Raw genomic sequence first — 17,900 nt, 5'->3', positions numbered from 1 at the left:
TGAACCGTCAGCCTCGCAGAGCCCTGTGACAGCATTCTGTCACAAAGCGGGCATTTTTTGTCGCGGTGGGCGCCCGTCCGCCCATCAGCTCCAGACGGGACTGGTGAAGATGGCAACTGCACAGGCTGTTGCCGCAATCCATACGAGCGAGCGCAGGGTGGCCTTGTCCATCCAGTAACAAAGCACATAAAGGACGCGCAGCCCGATGAAGGCTGCCGCCAGCACATCGATCCAGAACGGGTCGCCGCCCTGCTGATAAGCCACGAGTACGGCAACGGCAAAGAGTGGAAAGGCCTCGAAGCCATTGGCTTGCGCGCCTTGCGCCCGTGCCCTGAAGCCTTCTGCCCAGAAGGCCGGGTCACGCGGGCGGGCATTGCTGAAGTCTCTGGTGAGCTTGGCGGGAAACACCGACAGGATGGGCAGGAATGCGGCAACGAGCACGCACCAGATTGCGACGGGCATGGGATGATCCTTTTGGCGTTTGCTGGAATTTCTGTGTGGAGAGGTAACGTTTTAAGCGGCCCGGTCAATCTCTCAAGGTGTCACGCAGCACATCGCCAATGAACCCGGCGAAGGCGCGAACCTTGGCCGGGACGTGGCGGCGCGAGGGATAGACGGCGTTGATCGTTACCTCGCTCATGCCCCACTCCGGCAGCAGCCGGACAAGCGTTCCCGCTGCCAGGTCCGCCGCCACATAGGCCTGCGGAATGAGGCTGAGGCCGAAGCCGGCGCGCAGGGCATCCATGACGGCTAGGCTGGAGGAAACCTTGTAGCGCCCGGCCACCCGCTGCCGGTGCTCCTTGCCATTGCGGAAGAAGGTCCATTCGTCCGCGTGGCCGGACAAGGTGAAACGGATGCACTCGTGCCGGGCAAGGTCGGCAGGCTCTTGCGGCGTGCCGGCGCGGGCAAGGTATGCGGGCGAAGCGCAGAGAACGTGTTTCAGCGCCCCGAGCCTCTTGACGATCAGCTCCCGGTCCTCATCCCGGCGTCCGCCGCGCAGGGCCATGTCAAAGCCGTCTCGGACAAGGTCCACGCGCCGGTCGTCCAGGTCAAGGTCGAGCGAGACTTTCGGGTAGCGTGCCAGAAACTCCGGGATGCGGCTGGTGATGAGGACAAGGCTGGATGTCATGGGCGCACTCACTCGCAGCAGGCCAGAAGGTTCTGAACTGAGATTGCCGACAGACTGCTGCGCCTCTTCCAGATCCTCCAGCACCCGGCGGATCTGGTCGAGATAGAGCGTGCCCGCCTCCGTCAGGCTGAGGCGGCGGGTGGTGCGGTGGAAGAGCCTTGCGCCAAGATCGCCCTCCAGCTCCGACATGGCCTTGCTGACGGCGGCCGGAGACAGGCCGTGGCTGCGCGCAGCGGCGGCAAAGCTGCCGAGTGTGGCAATGCTGCGGAACAGGCGGAGGCGGAGAATGCCATCCATTGATTATTCACTTCAGGTTACGGATGAATGGTTCAACTTGCATATTATCATCTTCTGCCGGGTGAATTACCACTGATCTCCAGCGGCGGCCATCCCGGGCCGGGCCGCTCTGCACTGGACCTGACATGATTTCCCGCCTGAACTCACGCCTGAACGCCCACATGACGCTGCTCCTCACCGCGCTTGCCCCGGCCATCTGGGGCAGCAGCTATATCGTCATCACCGAGATGCTGCCGCTGGACCGGCCCCTGACGCTGGCGCTGCTCAGGGCGCTGCCCGCGGCTCTTCTTCTGCTGCTGATCGTCCGGCAGCTGCCGCGCGGGCGCTGGATCTTCCGGGTGCTGGTGCTGGGGGCGCTCAACTTCTCCATCTTCTGGGCGCTGATGAATGTGGGGGCCTACCGCCTGCCGGGCGGTGTGGCGGCAACGCTTGGGGCGATGCAGCCGCTCATCGTGCTGGTGCTGGCGCGCTTCCTGCTCAACGGGCGGCTGACCTTTCTGGCCGTGCTGGCGGGTGTTGCCGGGGTTGTCGGCGTCGGCATGCTGATGCTGAAGCCTGCGGCGGCGCTTGATCCCATCGGCCTTCTGGCGGCAGGCGCCGCCGCGGTCTCTATGGCGCTGGGCACGGTGATGACCCGCTACTGGAAGCCGGAGGTGAGCCCGCTGACCCTGACTGCCTGGCAGCTGGCTGCCGGTGCCCTGCTGCTTGCTCCTGCAGCGCTCCTGACGGAACCTGCATTGCCGCCGCTGACGGGCTGGAACATTGCGGGCTTTGCCTACATGACCTTCATTGGCGCAGGCCTGACCTATCTTCTGTGGTTCCGGGGCATTGGCCTGCTTGGCCCTTCGGCAATCGCGCCGCTGGGCCTGCTCAGTCCGCTGATGGCGGTGATCCTCGGCTGGGCCATTTTGGACCAGACGCTCAGTGCGGTGCAGATCGCCGGCATGGTGCTGGTGCTGGGCAGCGTTCTGGTGGGCCAGCATGCCGGGCAGCTTGCCCAGCGGCGTCCGGTTTCCCGTCCTGAGGGTACGCCTGCAAACGAGCGAGGCTGAGGGTCAACCCGGCAGCTGGCTTTCGCGGCTGGTGCGGGAGATGCGCGCTTCCTCGTGCAGCCAGGCGCGGAAGGCGGCGACGACCGGGCGCAGGGTGCGGTCCTGCGGATAGACGAAGTGATAGGCGGTCTTCTGGTCCAGCGGCTGGCCAAACAGGCGCACCAGCCGGCCGCTCGCCAGTTCTTCGTCGATGAAGAGCCGGGGCATCAGCGCCACGCCCAGATGATGGGCGGCGGCTTCCGCGATCATGCCGAACTGCTCGAAGCGCGGGCCCTGATAGGCGCTGTCCGTCTCCACCCCCATGGCGGCGAACCAGTCGCGCCAGGCCATGGGCCGCGTGGAGAGCTGCAGGCGCGGCACCTTCAGCAGGTCTCGCGGCTCGCTGATCATGTGCCGGTCGCGAAAGGCGCGCGAGGCCACGACCACGGATTCCTCCGGGAACAGCGGCTCGACAATGGCCCCTGCCCAGATCGGGTCACCATGGTGGATCGCGCCGTCGAAGGGCTCTTCGGCAAAGTCGAAAGGCCGCAGCCGGATGGAGAAATTGAGCGCCGCCTTTGGCGTGCGCCGCAGGAATTCGGCCAGGCGCGGGGCAAGCCAGCGGGCCCCGAAAGTGGGCAGAACCGCCAGATTGAGCACATCGGCGCTGCCGGCAAAGGACATGACCTGCCGTGTGGCATCGCCCAGCTGGTCCAGTGCGCCGCGGACTTCATGCAGGTAAAGCCGCCCAGCATCGGTCAGCACCACACGCTGGCGGATGCGCGCAAACAGCGGCACACCCAGCCGCTGCTCCAGATGGCGGATCTGCTTGGAAATCGCGCCCTGCGTCAGATGCAGCTCTTCCGCCGCGCGGGTGAAGCTTTCATGCCGGGCGGCGCATTCGAAGGCGATGAGGGCATCGGCGGGCGGCAGAAAGGCGCGTTTGACCATCAGGTTCATTCCACTGGCTCATGACTTGCGGAGAACTTATCTCTTCCCGTGTCTCCTGTCAGCAGGCATAGTCCGCGCAATTCCGGCGTTTATCTTGTTCCAAGATGTGGCGCCGTTGGCTTGCACATGAGACGGAGGAATGTGATGGCAGCTCTCAAGTCCGATCCCACCGGTGGCGGTACCTTTGCCTGGGACGATCCCTTCCTGCTGCGCGAGCAGCTGAGCGAGGACGAGATCCTCATCATGGAAACCGCCCGCGCCTATGCACAGGACAAGCTGCAGCCGCGCGTGCTGGAAGCCTATGCCCACGAGAAGACCGACCGCGAGATCTTCAACGAGATGGGTGAGCTTGGCCTGCTCGGTGTCACCCTGCCGGAAGAATATGGCTGCGCCGGTGCATCCTACGTTTCCTACGGTCTCGTTGCCCGCGAGATCGAGCGCGTCGACAGCGGCTACCGCTCGATGAACTCGGTGCAGTCCTCGCTGGTGATGTACCCGATCTATGCCTATGGCTCGGAAGAGCAGCGCAAGAAGTATCTGCCCAAGCTCGCGTCCGGTGAGTTCGTCGGTTGCTTCGGCCTGACCGAGCCGGATGCAGGGTCTGATCCGGCCGGCATGCGCACCCGCGCCGAAAAGATCGACGGCGGCTACCGGCTCAAGGGCTCCAAGATGTGGATCTCCAACTCGCCGATCGCCGATGTCTTCGTGGTCTGGGCCAAGTCCGAAGCCCATGACGGGGCCATCCGCGGCTTTGTGCTGGAGAGGGGCATGAAAGGGCTGTCCGCGCCGAAGATCGGCGGCAAGCTCTCCCTGCGCGCCTCGATCACTGGCGAAATCGTCATGGACGGGGTGGAAGTCTCGGAAGATGCACTGCTGCCGAATGTCTCGGGCCTCAAGGGGCCGTTCGGCTGCCTCAACCGGGCCCGCTACGGCATTTCATGGGGGGCGATGGGGGCCGCCGAAGACTGCTGGCACCGCGCCCGCCAGTATGGCCTCGACCGCAAGCAGTTCGGCCGTCCGCTGGCCCAGACGCAGCTGTTCCAGAAGAAGCTCGCCGACATGCAGACGGAAATCTCCCTCGGCCTGCTGGGCTCGCTGCGGGTCGGGCGTCTGTTTGACGAGGGCAAGGTGGCGCCGGAGATGATCTCCATCATCAAGCGCAACAACTGCGGCAAGGCGCTGGATATCGCCCGTCAGGCCCGCGACATGCACGGCGGCAACGGCATTCAGGAAGAATATCACGTGATGCGTCACGCGCAGAACCTGGAAACCGTCAATACCTATGAAGGCACGCATGATGTGCATGCCCTCATCCTGGGCCGCGCCCAGACCGGTCTTCAGGCTTTCTTCTGAGGGCTGGTCTCAGAATTCACACGGAGAGCGGCACTTTCCGTGCCGCTTGCCTCGTTCCGGCCGGACGGCCCTGTGTTCTGGTCCCCACCACCGGAACCCGGACTGCTCCGGCCGGAAGCTTTTCCCGTTCACGGACCGGCCGGGCTTTCAGTCCTCTAGAAGGTCCGGCAGATGGTCCAGCAGCACGCGGGCGGGGGCCTTGCGCTTGCCATTGGCCCATTCGATCAGCTTCTGGCAGAAATTGCGCAGGGCAAGGCGGGTCTGGCGGCAGCGTTCCCTGTCCATCTCGAAGGGCGGGTTTTCGTGGCGGATATAGGACCGGAGCGCCAGCGCCAGCGTCAGCACATGCACGCCGTCCGAGGGGTTGCCATAGGTCTGGGCGATATAGCCGCCGCCCACGGCGTCATTTTCCGAGAATGTCTTGTCGGTGAAGTCATGCAGCATGGTCATGCTGAGGCTGGCCACATCCTCGTGGCAGCTGCGGCCATGCAGGGTGCCGATGTTGACCAGCGGCAGATCGCCCGGATAACGCCCCTTGATGCGGCTGCGCATGGATTGCAGGCTGATCACCGTGATGCGGCCATGGATGGCGCGCAGCCGCCGGATCTGGGCGCTGAGCGCATCGTGGAACGGGGCATGATAGAGCCGCCGCCGCTCGTCCATCTCGAAGCGGCCCGGATCTTCGTCAGGCAGATAGACGCGCTTGCCCTCCAGTGTCAGCACCGGGCAGATGGACAGGGCGCCATCCTCGAACGGGCGGCCAAAGCTGGCCGGGTCGCCATCCACGTCCGCAACAAGCCGGGAAATGGGGGTCGAGATCACCGTCGCCTGAATGTCTTCGGCAAAATCCAACAGCTGGTCCATGTGCCAGGAGGCATCCGCCTGCAGCCGTCCCGTTGCCGAAAGGCGCTTGTCGATAGCCGACGGAATCCGCAGGCCGGAATGGCCAATGCAGAGGATCAGCGGTGCAGAACGTTCCTTTACGGCAATCATGGGTGATGGGCCTGCCGGGATGGGGTCACCACAGCGCCGTGATGCGCGGGGCACTGCGGGCAAGGGTGTTTATTTTAAGCTTTTTTTAACTTTTGCCACGTCTGCCGCAAACCGTCGCAGGTGAGCTTGATTTCCCGCAGCGTAATCCCCAGAAACTTCGCGCGCGGCAGATCTGTATGATTTTACCGGTCTCTCGCCGGACGGATGACATGCAGCTTGAGTTCGCCGGGCGGAAAGTTATTCTGCCTGTCTCACCTTCCGGATAATTTCTTCAAGGCAAATAAAAATGACGCTGCGTTATGGCAAGGAATTCCTCATGATCCCGGGCCCGACAAACGTGCCGGATGAAGTTCTGAGGGCCATGCACCGCCCGGCCGTCGATATCTATGAAGGCCCGCTGCTGCAGACGACGGATGACTGCCTGAAGGGCATCTCCCGCGTGTTCCGCAGCACCACCGGCAAGCCCTATATCTACATCGCCAACGGCCACGGCACCTGGGATGCGGCGCTGTCCAACACCCTGTCGCGCGGTGACAAGGTGCTGGTGCTCGAATCGGGCCGCTTTGCCATCGGCTGGGGCGAGGCGGCAGAGCTGATCGGCATCGAGGTTGAAATCCTGCCGGGAAACTGGCGCAAGGCGGTTGACCCGGCGGCGCTCGAAGCCCGGCTGCGGGCTGATACGGAAGGCGCGATCAAGGCCGTTCTGGTGGTGCAGGTGGATACGGCATCCGGCGTGCTCAACGACATTCCGGCTCTGCGCCGTGCCATGGACGCCAGCGGCCACGGCGCTCTTCTGATGGTGGACTGCATGGCCTCGCTCGGCTGCGTGCCGTTTGAAATGGAAGAATGGGGCGTGGATGTCGCCATGGCCGGTTCGCAGAAGGGCCTGATGTCGCCTCCGGGCCTTGCCTTCGTGGTGGCTGGGCAGAAGGCGCTGGCCGCCCACAAGACGGCAGGGCTGCGCAATGCCTATATGGACTGGACATTCCGGGACGGTCCGGAACATTACATGAAATATTGCGGCACGCCGCCGGAGCATCTGCTCTTCGCCTTCCAGAAGTCGCTGGAGCTGATCGAGGAGGAAACGCTGGAAGGCGTCTGGCGCCGCCATGCGATCCTCGCCGAAGCGGTGCGTGCCGCTGTCGAGGTCTGGGGCCGCAAGGGCGTGCTCGAGATGAATATTCTCAAGCCTGAAGAGCGTTCGGACAGCGTGTCGGTCATCTGCTTCAACGACGTCGATCCGGCGCCGTTGCGCAGTTTCGTCAAGGACGTCTGCGGCATCACCATCGGCATCGCCATTGGCGATCTCGCCGGCAAGGGCATCCGCATCGGCCACATGGGCCATGTGAATGCGGCGATGGTGCTGGGCACGCTTTCCGCCATGGAACTGGGGCTGCGGCGCCTCGGCATCCCGCATGAAAGCGGTGGTGTGGAGGCCGCCATTGCCGTGATCGACAGGGTGCTGGGCGCAAACTGACCTCTTCCACTCCTGTAAGTTATTGTCCGGAAAGGATATATTTCTTTCCGGACACGAAGTTTGCCCCTTTGGCATATGAGGCCTTGCCAAAGGGGCGTGTGCTTCTGATATAAGGGGCTCGGGAGGTTGGTGGTGGACGAGCCACTCGCCAACCGGGTCAGGTCCGGAAGGAAGCAGCCCCAACGAGTTCCGGCACGGGTCGCCGTGCCAGCCTCCCACCCTTTTCCCCCGCGCAGATGCACCACGGCGTCGCGTCGCGTGCCTCAGGCGCGGCGGGGCTTCCGGCTGTCGTTCGTGAAGGCGCCGGTTCCATGAATTCAAGACGGGGACAGGCGGGCTGGATGAGCGGCATGGACGGTGACAGCCCCGGAGGCAACGGCCTTGATCAGGTTGCTGAGCATGAGCGGGATGATCTTACGATCTCCATGTTCGGCGATGCTCCGGCTGAACCTGCCCCTTCTGCTCCCGCACCTGCGCCTGCTGGCGAAGGGAAGCAGTCTGGCGCCTACCGGGTGCTGGCGCGCAAGTACCGCCCCCAGACCTTTGACGATCTCGTCGGTCAGGAGCCGATGGTCCAGACGCTGGAAAACGCCTTTGCCACCGGGCGCATTGCGCAGGCCTGGATGCTGACCGGCGTGCGCGGTGTCGGCAAGACGACGACCGCCCGTATTCTGGCGCGCGGCCTCAATTATGAGATCCCCGGTGAGGTGGAGCGCCCGACGGTGCAGCTCACCCGCGAAGGCACTCATTGCCGCGCCATCATGGAAGGCCGCCATGTCGATGTGATCGAGATGGACGCCGCCTCGCACACTGGCATCAACGATATCCGCGAGATCACGGATGCAGCGCGCTACCGCCCCGCTTCGGCGCGCTACAAGGTCTACATCATCGACGAAGTGCACATGCTCTCCAACGCGGCTTTCAACGGCCTGCTGAAGACGCTGGAAGAGCCGCCGGAGCATGTGAAGTTCATCTTCGCCACCACGGAAATCCGCAAGGTTCCGGTGACGGTGCTCTCCCGCTGCCAGCGCTTTGACCTGCGCCGCATCGAGCAGCCCAAGCTCGTTGGCCTGCTGCGGCGCATTTCCAACGCCGAATCCATCGATATTTCCGATGATGCGCTGACGCTGATTGCCCGTGCGGGCGAAGGCTCGGCGCGTGACAGCCTGTCGCTGCTGGATCAGGCGATTGCCCATGGCGGCGGTCACATTGATGCAGGGCAGGTGCGGCAGATGCTGGGCCTTGCCGACCGGGCGCGGGTGATCGACCTCTTCGGTCATCTCATGTCAGGCCGGATTGCCGAAGCGATGGAAGAGCTGGCCGGGCAATATGCCATTGGCGCAGACCCCGCCGTCGTGCTGACGGATCTGGCCGATTTCACCCATCTCGTGACCCGGCTGAAGATTGTGCCCAAGGCGGGTGAGGAAGTCTCCGTCACCGAAACCGAGCGCCTGCGCGGGCGGGAATTTGCTGAAAAGCTGTCGATGCGCGCCCTGTCGCGGGCCTGGCAGATCCTGCTGAAGGGCATTTCCGAGGTACAGGCCGCGCCCAAGCCGCTGGCGGCTGCCGACATGGTGCTGGTGCGCCTTGCCTATGCGGCGGATCTGCCGGACCCGGAAGAGGCGCTGAAGCTGCTGAAGAGCGGCGGCTTCCCGTCCCTGTCCGCAGGCGGCGCGCCGCAGGGAGCAGGTCAGCAAGGTTCTGGCCAAAGTGGTGGCCAAAATGGCGGCATGCAGCCGCAGGCCGGTGGCCAGATGGGGCAGCCGGGCGGCCAGAGTGGGCCTGCAGGGCAGGGCGGCTATGCCGGCCCCACGATGAGCGGCAACGGCCCGCGCCTTTCGGCCATTGCCGGAGGCGCTGCCCAATCCGTGGCCCAGTCTGCGCCGCAGCCCGCCCAGCAGCCTGCCGTGCAGCAGGCGCCTGCCGTTCAGCTGCGCTCGCTGGCCGACTGTGCGGCGCTTGCCTCCGAGCGGCGTGACATTCCGCTGAAGGTCTCCATCGAGCGGCAGATGCGGCTGGTGAAGTTCGAGCCGGGGCGGATCGAAATCCAGCCAACAAAGGACGCAGGCGCGGATCTGGCCGGTGAATTCGGCCGCAAGCTGACCGAATGGACCGGCATGCGCTGGATCGTTTCCGTCAGCCGCGAGCAGGGCCGGCCGACGATCCACGAGGAGCGCGAGGCAACGCAGGCCCAGCTTCTCTCCGACGCCCGCTCGCATCCGACTGTCGCTGCGCTCCTGGCCGAGTTCCCCGGCGCCCGCGTCGTCGATGTGCGCGTCAACGAGGAAGAGGAAAGCATCGACGATCCGCTTCTGGCCGAAGCCCTCGGCACGGATGACGACGACCTGTGATAGGGGACATCGCGCCGGTGCCGCAGCAGACCCAAGCTCTGCCGGGTATTGACGAAGCCGGGCTGTCGGTCTTCCCCGTCACGCAGGCGACACGGGCGACCTTCACCGGCCTGTATTTCAGGCTGACGTTCCTCTTCTTCATTCAGGCCGGCTCGAAACGGGTCATCTGTCCCCGGAACGGCGAGCTGACCGGCGAGGCGGGTGACGTGATGATCTTTCCGGCCGGTTCCGTGGTCAACATGGAGAACCGGCCGGTTGCGGATGCGGACTACCGGGCCGAGGGCGTCAGCATCGCCCGCGATCTGGTGGACACGGTTTTCGGGGAGCATCCGGCGCGCAATGCTGCGCCCGGCATTCAGGTGCTGCGGGCGGTTCCCCATCATCCCTCGGACATGCTTGCGCTGATCAAGGATACGCTCTCCCGCGAGAGGCTGCCGGAACCGCTGCGCGCGCACAGGCTTTTGGAACCGCTGCTCTGGCTGCGCCACAACGGTGTGGAGCTTCCGGCAGGGGATGAGGAGCAGCCCTGGAGCAAGGTGCGCCACCTGATCGAGGGCGATATCAGTTACCCTTGGCGGCTTCCCGAGGTGGCCCGGCATTTCGCCATGAGCGAGGCAACGTTCCGGCGCTGGCTGGCAAGGTCCGGGCCCGGCTTCGCGCAGCTGCTGCTGCACACGCGGCTCGAGAGAGGTCTCTCCCTGTTGCAGGGAACGGACCTTCCGGTATCGCGCATCGCGCTCGACTGCGGCTTCCAGACGCCCTCGCATTTTTCCGATGCCTTTCGGAAAAGATTCGGAATCAAGCCGAGACAGATCCGTCAGCGCGAGGATTGATCGTTTTTCGATAGTTTTTGAGCGTGAGCCGGAAGCTGGCAGGGCTTCGCGGGGCTACTCCTGTTCACATGATCAACCGTCAAGAAAGGACACCGGATCATGTTTGCCAAGCTTTCTCTTTCCGGCCTGATGCTGGCCGCCGCCATGGTGACCGCCGCCAGCGCGCAGGATTTCAAGCTCACGAGCACGTCCATTGCCGAAGGTGCGCAACTGGCGCCCGCACATGTCTTCGCCGGTTTCGGCTGCGAAGGCGGCAACACCTCCCCGCAACTGTCCTGGACCGGTGCGCCGGCTGGCACGAAGAGCTTTGCCATCACCGTCTATGATCCGGACGCACCGACCGGATCGGGCTGGTGGCACTGGACTGCGGTGAACATTCCCGCCTCCGTCACCTCGCTTGAGGCTGGCGCAAGTGGCGCCGGCAAGATGCCAGCGGGCGCCACCGAGCTTGCCAATGACTATGGCGCGGCGGGATTTGGCGGCGCCTGCCCGCCTCCCGGCGAAGTGCACCGCTATATCTTCACCGTTCATGCCCTGCCGGTGGAACGGCTTGATCTGCCGGAAAACGCCAGCAACGCCCTGGCCGGCTTCATGATCCGCGCCAACGCGATTGCATCGGCAAAGATCACGGCTGTCTATAACCGGTGATGCGATAATCGCCCGCCGGGCCATGAAAACGAAAAGGGCAGCCGATGAAGGCTGCCCTTTGCTATTTTGAATGGCTGAAAGGCTCAGCTGCCCTTGGATGCAGCACGCTCGGCGCGCTTGCGGTCGTTCGGGTCCAGCAGGGCCTTGCGCAGGCGGATGTTCTTCGGCGTCACTTCCACCAGCTCGTCGTCGGCGATGTAGGACAGCGCCGCTTCGAGGGACAGGCGGATCGGGGTGGTCAGCTTGACGGCTTCATCCTTGCCGGCGGCGCGGATGTTGGTCAGCTGCTTGCCCTTCAGCACGTTCACTTCCAGGTCGTTGCCACGGGTGTGCTCGCCGATGATCATGCCCTGATACACCTTGACGCCCGGATCGATCATCATCGGGCCGCGGTCTTCCAGGTTGAACATGGCATAGGCCACGGCTTCACCGTCGCCGTTGGAGATCAGCACGCCGGTGTGACGGGTCGGAATGTCGCCCTTGTAGGGGGCGTATTCGTGGAACACGCGGTTGAAGATCGCCGTGCCGCGGGTGTCGGACAGCAGCTCGCCCTGATAGCCGATGAGGCCACGGGTGGGGGCGAAGAACTGCAGACGGGTGCGGCCGCCGCCGGAGGGGCGCATTTCGCGCAGCTCGGCCTTGCGCTCGGACAGCTTCTGCACCACGACGCCGGAATGCTCCTCATCCACGTCGATGGTGACTTCCTCGATCGGCTCCAGGCGGTTGCCCTTCTCGTCGAACTGGAAGACCACGCGCGGACGGCCGACGCAGATCTCGAAGCCTTCGCGGCGCATGTTTTCGATCAGGATGGCGAGCTGCAGTTCGCCACGGCCGGACACGATGAAGGCGTCGCCCTCCGGGGTGTCCTCGATCTTCAGCGCAACGTTGCCTTCCGCCTCGTCCATCAGACGCTTGCGGATGACGCGCGACTGCACCTTGTCGCCCTCGGTGCCGGCCAGCGGACTGTCGTTGACGAAGAAGGTCATGGAGAGGGTAGGCGGATCGATCGGCTGAGCCATGATCGGGGTGTTCACGTCCATGGAGCAGAGCGTGTCGGCGACGGTTGCTTCCTGCAGGCCTGCGATGGAGACGATGTCACCGGCCTCACCCTTTTCGATGGGCTGGCGCTCGAGGCCCCGGAAGGCAAGCACCTTGGAGATGCGGCCGCTCTCAACCACCTTGCCTTCACGCGACAGGGCCTTGATGGGCATGTTCGGAATGGCTTCACCGGCAACGATGCGGCCCGTCAGGATGCGGCCCAGGAACGGGTTGCTTTCGATGGTGGTCGCCAGCATGCGGAAGGAGCCTTCCTCTGCCGTCGGTGCCGGAACGTGGCTGATGATCAGGTCGAACAGCGGGCCCATGGATTCAGCCGGACCGGCCGGGTCATTGGCCATCCATTCCTGCTTGGCAGAGCCATAGACAACCGGGAAGTCGAGCTGCTCTTCGTTGGCGTCGAGGGCGGCGAAGAGGTCGAACACTTCGTCCAGCACTTCTTCGGCGCGCTGCTCCGGCTTGTCGATCTTGTTGATGGCGACGATCGGCTTGAGGCCGAGCTTCAGGGCCTTGCCGAGCACGAACTTGGTCTGCGGCATCGGGCCTTCGGCGGCGTCCACCAGCAGAACCACACCGTCCACCATGTGCAGGATGCGCTCGACTTCACCGCCGAAGTCGGCGTGGCCCGGGGTGTCCACGATGTTGATGCGGGTGTCGCCCCACACCAGCGAAGTCACCTTCGCCAGAATGGTGATGCCGCGCTCACGCTCCAGGTCGTTGGAGTCCATCATGCGCTCTTCCGTGCGCTGGTTCTCGCGGAAGGAGCCCGACTTCTTCAGAAGGACGTCGATTAGGGTTGTCTTGCCATGGTCGACGTGGGCGATGATGGCGATATTGCGCAGCTTCATTAAGGGCTCCAAAAGACACTGCGGGCAGGGTGCCCGCAGTGCTTGTCTTCAAATTGTGGCTGACGCCCGCTGGTGCTCACGGGCGGAAATTCGCGCCCTGTATAGTCTGCGGCGGCCATTTGTGCAACGCGGCAGCGCATCTTGACGCAAATCAGCTGCCGCTCTAATTGTAAGGTAGCCTTACTATATGTCTTTCTTATGAAATCTGCGTGGTGCCTTGCGTGGCTGATCCGACCCTTGGTTTTCTTGTCGCCGACGTCGGCCGGCTGATCCGTCAGCGCTTCGAGGCGGCGCTGAGCGGCGTGGACTGCGGTCTGACGGCGGCGGAGGCCCGGACGCTTAACATGGTGCGGCAATTGCCAGATCAGCGCCAGAGCGTGCTGGCAGGCATCCTCGGCATCGAGCCGATGACGCTGGTGGGGCATCTCGACCGGCTGGAACAGGCGGGCCTGATCTGCCGGGAGGCCGACCCGCAGGACAGGCGCGCCAAGATCATCGTTCTGGGCGAAGCGGCGCAGAGTGTGCTGGCCAAGATTGACGAGGCGCTTTTGCAAGTGCGCGCGGAAATCAGCCACGGCATGACCCCGGAGGAAACCGCAGCCGCGGTGCGGGTCCTGCTTCAGGTGCGCAGCAATCTGGCGGAGGCTGCAGACCGGGCCTGAGGCCAGAAGCCTGCAGCCAGAAGCCTGCAGCCAGAAGCCTGCAGCCAGAAGCCTGCAGCCAGAAGCCAGAAGGATGGAATTCGGATTTCCCGGGCAGGGAGGGGCCCGCACAACGGATGGATCAGATGCGGGACAGCGTGACACCTCCCATGAGCGAAAGGCGCACCGCCCTGATCGGCGCGGCGCTGGTGGCCATCGGGCCAATTTCCATGGCGCTTTATACACCGGCCATGCCGGTGCTGGCGGATGCTTTCGAGACGACGCGCTCGATGATCAAGCTGACGCTGACGGCCTATTTCACCGGCTTTGCCCTGACGCAGCTGATCTGCGGACCGCTGACGGATGCCTTCGGCCGCCGTCCGGTCACCATTGCCTTCCTGCTGCTGTATCTCGCCTCCACCCTGCTGGCGGCCTTCGCGCCAAGTGTCGAGGGCATGATTGCCGCCCGCGCGCTGCAAGGGATTGGCGCGGCCATCGGCGTTTCCGTGTCCCGCGCCATCGTGCGCGACCAGTTCACCGGGCAGACCTCGGCGCGGATCATGAACACGGTGGCGATGATGCTGGCTATCGGCCCGGCCATCTCGCCCACCATCGGCGGGTTGACGCTGGAGTTCTTCGGCTGGCGTGAGATCTTCTATTTCATGATCGTCTATGGCGCGGTCCTGCTGGCGGCGGTGTGGATCTTCATGACGGAGACCAACCGCTACATCGACCGGGCCAATCTTCAGCCTGCGCGGCTTGTCATCAACTATCTGACGCTGCTGAAAACCCCCTCCTTTCTGCGGCCCAGTCTGCTGGTGGGGTTTGGCATCGGCACCATCTACACGCTGGCCACCATCCTGCCCTTCGTGCTGATCGACCACGTGAAGCTGACGCCCAGCGAATTCGGCCTCGGCATGATCGTCCAGTCCGGTTCCTTCATGGCGGCAACCATTGTCGCCTCGCGGGTGCTGCGGCGGCATGATGCGGGCCTGCTGGTGCCGCCCGCGCTCTGCGGCATGGCGCTGGCTGCCGCGGCGATCATCGTCTCCCACGCGCTGTTTGCGCCGGGCTTTCTCAGCGTGATGCTGCCGGTGGGCCTGTTCTCCTTCTCGCTGGCCTGCCTTCTGCCCGCTGCCACCACGGCGGCGCTGCAGGGCTTTCCGCAGCTCGCGGGCTCTGCCTCCTCGCTGACCGGGTTTCTGCAGTTCGGCACCGGAATTCTCGGCAGTCTGGTGGCGGCGTGGCTGGGGGATCCGGTGCTGGCGCTGATCATCGTCGCGCCGGGCATGATGCTGCTGGGGGCGGGGCTCTACCTGGCTCTGACGCCGCTGGCGAGGGCGAAGGACGGTGAGGGCGAAAGCTGACCGGCGTCTTTGCGGCGTTTTCTGTGCCGCAACCGTCCTGCAGCTTGACCTCTCCCCGGCAAAGCGCGACATAGCGCCTTCGATCTTGCGGGAGCTTCCTCAATGACACAGGCTGCCTATCAGCTGCCGGACCTTGCCGGTCCTGCCCGCCCGCATGTGATGGGCATTCTCAATGTCACGCCGGACAGTTTCTCCGACGGCGGGCAGCACACGGCAGCGGAAGCGGCCATCGCCCATGCCCGGCAGATGATTGCCGAAGGCGCCGATATCATCGACATCGGCGGCGAAAGCACGCGGCCGGGGGCGGCTCCTGTTTCGCTCGACGACGAGTGGGCCCGCCTTGCTCCGGTTCTCGAGCCCGTCGTGGCGCTGGGCTGCCCGGTCTCCATCGACACCTACAAGGCGGAAACCGCCCGCCGCGCCTGCCGCGCCGGTGCGGTCATCGTCAATGACGTCTGGGGCCTGCAGAAAGATCCGGCCATGGCAGATGTTGTGGCCGAAGCGGGCGTCCATGTGGTGATGATGCACAACCGCGAGGCCGCAGATCCCGCCATCGACATTCTCGCCGACATCGACCGCTTCTTCGAACGCTCGATGGAGCTGGCAGAGCGCGCCGGGATTGCGAGGGAAAAGATGATCCTCGATCCGGGCTTCGGCTTCGGCAAGACGGTGGACCAGAATTTCCTCGTCCTCAACCGCTTCGCAAGCCTGCGCAAGCATGGCCTGCCGCTGCTGAGCGGCGCCTCGCGCAAGCGCATGATCGGCGCGGTGCTGGATGTGCTGCCACAGGAGCGGCTTTACGGCTCGCTGGCGGTGCATCTTCTGTCGCTGGAACGGGGCGCGGCGATCCTGCGCGCCCACGATGTCCGCCCGCATGTGGAGGCGGCGAAGATCTTTGCTGCCATGAAAAGGGAAGCCGTCTGAATGAGCCTTGCTGACAACGCGGTGCGCGCGGCGCTGGGCCTCGGCTCCAATATGGGCGATCCGAAGGCCAATCTGGCCGCCGCCATCGCCCGGCTTGATGCGAGCGAGGGCATCTCCGTCCGCGCCGTTTCGTCTGCCTACCGCACACCGCCGTGGGGGCCGATCCCGCAGGATGACTACCGCAACATCTGCCTCGTCATCGAAACAGTGCTGAGCCCGCGTGACCTGCTGGGCCGGTGCCTTGAGATCGAACGGGAACTGGGCCGGGTGCGGGACGTGCGCTGGGGCCCGCGCATCATCGATATCGACGTGCTGATCTATGGCGGTGAACAGGTGGAGGAGGAGCATCTCTCCATTCCCCATCCGCGCATGGGCGAAAGGGCCTTCGTGCTGGTGCCGCTGGCCGAAATCTGGCCGGATGCTCCGATCGGCGGCGGCCGCACCGCCGTGCAGGCCCTCGCCACCTGCGAAGGCCGCGAGGAAATTGTCCTGCTGGCGGATTGAGCCTATGCGGCGCGGGGACTGATCTGAGCCAGATCTTCTGCGATTTCACGGCGCCGCTGCATCAGGTCATAGTCTGCCTGAAGGCCAAGGAAAAACCCTTCCGAGACGCCGAAATAGCGCGCAAGCCGCAGATCCGTGTCAGCGCTGATGGACCGTTTGCCGAGCACGATTTCATTGATGCGCCGCGGCGGCACATCCAGCGCGCGCGCAAGGGCATTCTGGCTGAGATCCATCGGCTTGAGAAAGTCCTCAAGCAGAACCTCGCCCGGATGCGGGTTCGGCAAAAGATCAGCTGTGGTAGCCGGTGATGGTGACATGTGCCGGACCTCCTTCCTGCCAGACAAAACAGATGCGCCACTGATCATTGATGCGGATGCTGAACTGGCCGGTTCTATCGCCCTTCAGGGCCTCCAGACGATTGCCCGGTGGCACGCGCAGGTCATTGATGACCCTTGCCTGATTCAGCATGCGGAGCTTGCGCAATGCAACGGACTGTATGGCGGACGGAAGGCGCCGGCTCACGCGCCCCGACCAGATGAGTTCCGTTTCAGGATCGGCAAAGCTCTGGATCATGGGTAACTATAACGCATGACGTTATATGGCGCCATGCGTTATTTCAGGCTGCGATCACTTGCGCCGCAGTTCGCCACGCAGCCACTGCTGCCATTGGGACCGGGTGCCGAAGAAGACATTGCGGTCGACGGGGCCCTTGATGCCCTTGATGGTGCCTTGCGCGGTGTATTGCCAGAAGACCCAGTTGTCGCGCCGGTCGTATTTGTAGCTCGGATGGCTGGCGACCGACCTGAGCCAGAAGTCGTGGGCGGTGTATTTGCCGACCAGAACGTCCCGGTGGAAGTCGATGGTGGTGTAGACGATCGGGCGCTTGCCGTAATGGGCTTCGACGGCATCCAGGAACACGCCAACATCTGCGGCAATCTTGTCGGCCGGGGGCGGTTTCGGGCAGTTTTTCGAGATGTGGTTCCACTCCATGTCGAGCACCGGCGGCAGGGCCTGCGGATCGCGCGGAACATTCTGGATGAACCAGGCGATCTGTTCTTCGACAGGGCGGCAGAAATAATAGAAGTGGTAGGCACCGCGCGGCACACCGGCCTCCTTGGCCGCATACCAGTTGGTCACGAACATCGGGTCGATGAAATCACCGCCCTCGGTCGCCTTGATGAAGGCAAATTCGACACCGTCCCGTTTGACCTCATGCCAGTTGATCTCCGCCTGCCAGCGGGACACGTCGATGCCGTGGACAGGGAAGTCCTGCGGCATGGGATCGCGGTACTCCACCCCCGAACAGGAGGACAGAAGCGCGGTAAGGGCAAGCATGGCAAGGAAGCGCGGGCGCCGGAACACGTGTTCCTCCGGGTTAACGAATTACAAACACCTAGCGTCAAATTGCGCGAAAAGTCCTAACGGATCGTAGAAAAATCGTGGCGGGAATGGGGCATTTGCGGTTACCCCGCCTGTGGTGCACCGTCTTTGCGCTCT

At 64.1% G+C, this 17,900-nt stretch carries 18 protein-coding genes and 1 other RNA gene; 11 read left to right on the top strand and 8 right to left on the bottom strand.

Features of this window, described 5'->3' with window-relative positions; genetic code table 11:
* Positions 1-84 precede the first annotated feature (84 nt).
* Together AC0CMF_RS20495 and AC0CMF_RS20490 are read right to left on the bottom strand one after the other, a co-directional pair.
* Entirely contained in the window at positions 85-462 is a 378-nt protein-coding gene (locus tag AC0CMF_RS20495; RefSeq protein ID WP_374629086.1) for an MAPEG family protein, read from the bottom strand.
* Between the two features lie 64 nt (positions 463-526).
* A complete protein-coding gene (locus AC0CMF_RS20490; protein ID WP_094463641.1) occupies positions 527-1,426 on the bottom strand; it encodes a LysR family transcriptional regulator in 900 nt (299 codons plus the stop codon).
* A gap of 125 nt (positions 1,427-1,551) precedes the next feature.
* On the opposite strand from AC0CMF_RS20490, the gene AC0CMF_RS20485 reads away from it, so the two are divergent.
* On the top strand, positions 1,552-2,478 hold the full coding sequence (locus tag AC0CMF_RS20485) for an EamA family transporter (RefSeq protein ID WP_374629087.1): 927 nt from the start codon (positions 1,552-1,554) through the stop codon (positions 2,476-2,478).
* Between the two features lie 3 nt (positions 2,479-2,481).
* On the opposite strand, the gene AC0CMF_RS20480 is transcribed toward AC0CMF_RS20485, so the two are convergent.
* A complete protein-coding gene (locus AC0CMF_RS20480; protein WP_374629088.1) occupies positions 2,482-3,417 on the bottom strand; it encodes a LysR substrate-binding domain-containing protein in 936 nt (311 codons plus the stop codon).
* Positions 3,418-3,552: 135 nt separating this feature from the next.
* Here AC0CMF_RS20480 and AC0CMF_RS20475 point away from each other — a divergent pair, with 135 nt between their 5' ends.
* On the top strand, positions 3,553-4,761 hold the full coding sequence (locus tag AC0CMF_RS20475; RefSeq protein WP_374629089.1) for an acyl-CoA dehydrogenase: 1,209 nt from the start codon (positions 3,553-3,555) through the stop codon (positions 4,759-4,761).
* 147 nt (positions 4,762-4,908) lie between these two features.
* On the opposite strand, the gene AC0CMF_RS20470 is transcribed toward AC0CMF_RS20475, so the two are convergent.
* Positions 4,909-5,754 carry an N-formylglutamate amidohydrolase gene (locus tag AC0CMF_RS20470; RefSeq protein ID WP_374629090.1) on the bottom strand — a complete coding sequence of 282 codons (846 nt, stop codon included), beginning with the start codon at positions 5,752-5,754 and terminating at the stop codon, positions 4,909-4,911.
* A gap of 286 nt (positions 5,755-6,040) precedes the next feature.
* Between AC0CMF_RS20470 and AC0CMF_RS20465 the strand changes: the two genes are divergently transcribed.
* The 5 genes from AC0CMF_RS20465 to AC0CMF_RS20445 all read left to right on the top strand — a co-directional run bounded on the left by AC0CMF_RS20465 (position 6,041) and on the right by AC0CMF_RS20445 (position 11,063).
* Positions 6,041-7,231, top strand: a complete 1,191-nt coding sequence (locus AC0CMF_RS20465; RefSeq protein ID WP_374629091.1) for a pyridoxal-phosphate-dependent aminotransferase family protein — start codon at positions 6,041-6,043, stop codon at positions 7,229-7,231.
* A 121-nt stretch (positions 7,232-7,352) separates the two neighbouring features.
* Positions 7,353-7,450, top strand: an RNA gene (gene ffs / locus AC0CMF_RS20460) — signal recognition particle sRNA small type.
* A 206-nt stretch (positions 7,451-7,656) separates the two neighbouring features.
* Complete coding sequence (locus AC0CMF_RS20455; RefSeq protein ID WP_472482446.1) at positions 7,657-9,582, top strand: DNA polymerase III subunit gamma/tau; 1,926 nt, start codon at positions 7,657-7,659, stop codon at positions 9,580-9,582.
* Between the two features lie 17 nt (positions 9,583-9,599).
* Positions 9,600-10,415 carry a helix-turn-helix transcriptional regulator gene (locus AC0CMF_RS20450; RefSeq protein WP_374629094.1) on the top strand — a complete coding sequence of 272 codons (816 nt, stop codon included), beginning with the start codon at positions 9,600-9,602 and terminating at the stop codon, positions 10,413-10,415.
* Between the two features lie 99 nt (positions 10,416-10,514).
* Positions 10,515-11,063, top strand: a complete 549-nt coding sequence (locus AC0CMF_RS20445; RefSeq protein WP_374629096.1) for a YbhB/YbcL family Raf kinase inhibitor-like protein — start codon at positions 10,515-10,517, stop codon at positions 11,061-11,063.
* A gap of 83 nt (positions 11,064-11,146) precedes the next feature.
* On the opposite strand, the gene typA is transcribed toward AC0CMF_RS20445, so the two are convergent.
* A complete protein-coding gene (typA, locus tag AC0CMF_RS20440) occupies positions 11,147-12,967 on the bottom strand; it encodes a translational GTPase TypA (RefSeq protein ID WP_374629097.1) in 1,821 nt (606 codons plus the stop codon).
* Positions 12,968-13,188: 221 nt separating this feature from the next.
* On the opposite strand from typA, the gene AC0CMF_RS20435 reads away from it, so the two are divergent.
* The 4 genes from AC0CMF_RS20435 (at position 13,189) to folK (ending at position 16,403) form a co-directional block, all read left to right on the top strand.
* Positions 13,189-13,629: a MarR family winged helix-turn-helix transcriptional regulator gene (locus AC0CMF_RS20435; protein ID WP_374629098.1), complete on the top strand. Its 441-nt coding sequence runs from the start codon at positions 13,189-13,191 to the stop codon at positions 13,627-13,629.
* A 149-nt stretch (positions 13,630-13,778) separates the two neighbouring features.
* On the top strand, positions 13,779-14,975 hold the full coding sequence (locus tag AC0CMF_RS20430) for a multidrug effflux MFS transporter (RefSeq protein ID WP_374629099.1): 1,197 nt from the start codon (positions 13,779-13,781) through the stop codon (positions 14,973-14,975).
* Between the two features lie 102 nt (positions 14,976-15,077).
* The gene (folP, locus tag AC0CMF_RS20425) at positions 15,078-15,899 is read left to right on the top strand and encodes a dihydropteroate synthase (protein WP_374629100.1); all 822 of its coding nucleotides are present in this window, start codon (positions 15,078-15,080) and stop codon (positions 15,897-15,899) included.
* Positions 15,900-16,403: a 2-amino-4-hydroxy-6-hydroxymethyldihydropteridine diphosphokinase gene (gene folK / locus AC0CMF_RS20420; RefSeq protein ID WP_374629101.1), complete on the top strand. Its 504-nt coding sequence runs from the start codon at positions 15,900-15,902 to the stop codon at positions 16,401-16,403.
* Between the two features lie 2 nt (positions 16,404-16,405).
* Here the strand turns inward: folK and AC0CMF_RS20415 are convergent, their stop codons facing one another.
* From AC0CMF_RS20415 to AC0CMF_RS20405, 3 genes are read right to left on the bottom strand one after another with little or no spacing between them, the layout of a single operon-like run.
* Positions 16,406-16,720 carry a HigA family addiction module antitoxin gene (locus AC0CMF_RS20415; RefSeq protein WP_374629102.1) on the bottom strand — a complete coding sequence of 105 codons (315 nt, stop codon included), beginning with the start codon at positions 16,718-16,720 and terminating at the stop codon, positions 16,406-16,408.
* Positions 16,692-16,976, bottom strand: coding sequence for a type II toxin-antitoxin system RelE/ParE family toxin (locus AC0CMF_RS20410; RefSeq protein WP_374629103.1), 285 nt, complete (start codon positions 16,974-16,976; stop codon positions 16,692-16,694). The genes AC0CMF_RS20415 and AC0CMF_RS20410 overlap by 29 nt, the downstream gene beginning before the upstream one ends.
* A 54-nt stretch (positions 16,977-17,030) precedes the next feature.
* Entirely contained in the window at positions 17,031-17,765 is a 735-nt protein-coding gene (locus AC0CMF_RS20405; protein WP_082206042.1) for a glycoside hydrolase family 25 protein, read from the bottom strand.
* Positions 17,766-17,900: the final 135 nt, after the last annotated feature.

Source organism: Pannonibacter sp. CBAS1226 (assembly GCF_055685825.1).
This window is presented reverse-complemented; position numbering and strand designations above follow the sequence as displayed.

Coding starts and splice junctions, on each gene's coding strand:
- folP (WP_374629100.1), top strand. CDS start 15,078: ATGACACAGGCTGCCTATCAGCTGCCGGACCTTGCCGGTCCTGCCCGC.
- AC0CMF_RS20485 (WP_374629087.1), top strand. CDS start 1,552: ATGATTTCCCGCCTGAACTCACGCCTGAACGCCCACATGACGCTGCTC.
- AC0CMF_RS20490 (WP_094463641.1), bottom strand. CDS start 1,426: ATGGATGGCATTCTCCGCCTCCGCCTGTTCCGCAGCATTGCCACACTC.
- AC0CMF_RS20430 (WP_374629099.1), top strand. CDS start 13,779: ATGAGCGAAAGGCGCACCGCCCTGATCGGCGCGGCGCTGGTGGCCATC.
- AC0CMF_RS20480 (WP_374629088.1), bottom strand. CDS start 3,417: ATGAACCTGATGGTCAAACGCGCCTTTCTGCCGCCCGCCGATGCCCTC.
- AC0CMF_RS20465 (WP_374629091.1), top strand. CDS start 6,041: ATGACGCTGCGTTATGGCAAGGAATTCCTCATGATCCCGGGCCCGACA.
- AC0CMF_RS20495 (WP_374629086.1), bottom strand. CDS start 462: ATGCCCGTCGCAATCTGGTGCGTGCTCGTTGCCGCATTCCTGCCCATC.
- AC0CMF_RS20410 (WP_374629103.1), bottom strand. CDS start 16,976: ATGATCCAGAGCTTTGCCGATCCTGAAACGGAACTCATCTGGTCGGGG.
- AC0CMF_RS20455 (WP_472482446.1), top strand. CDS start 7,657: ATGTTCGGCGATGCTCCGGCTGAACCTGCCCCTTCTGCTCCCGCACCT.
- AC0CMF_RS20445 (WP_374629096.1), top strand. CDS start 10,515: ATGTTTGCCAAGCTTTCTCTTTCCGGCCTGATGCTGGCCGCCGCCATG.
- AC0CMF_RS20475 (WP_374629089.1), top strand. CDS start 3,553: ATGGCAGCTCTCAAGTCCGATCCCACCGGTGGCGGTACCTTTGCCTGG.
- folK (WP_374629101.1), top strand. CDS start 15,900: ATGAGCCTTGCTGACAACGCGGTGCGCGCGGCGCTGGGCCTCGGCTCC.
- typA (WP_374629097.1), bottom strand. CDS start 12,967: ATGAAGCTGCGCAATATCGCCATCATCGCCCACGTCGACCATGGCAAG.
- AC0CMF_RS20415 (WP_374629102.1), bottom strand. CDS start 16,720: ATGTCACCATCACCGGCTACCACAGCTGATCTTTTGCCGAACCCGCAT.
- AC0CMF_RS20470 (WP_374629090.1), bottom strand. CDS start 5,754: ATGATTGCCGTAAAGGAACGTTCTGCACCGCTGATCCTCTGCATTGGC.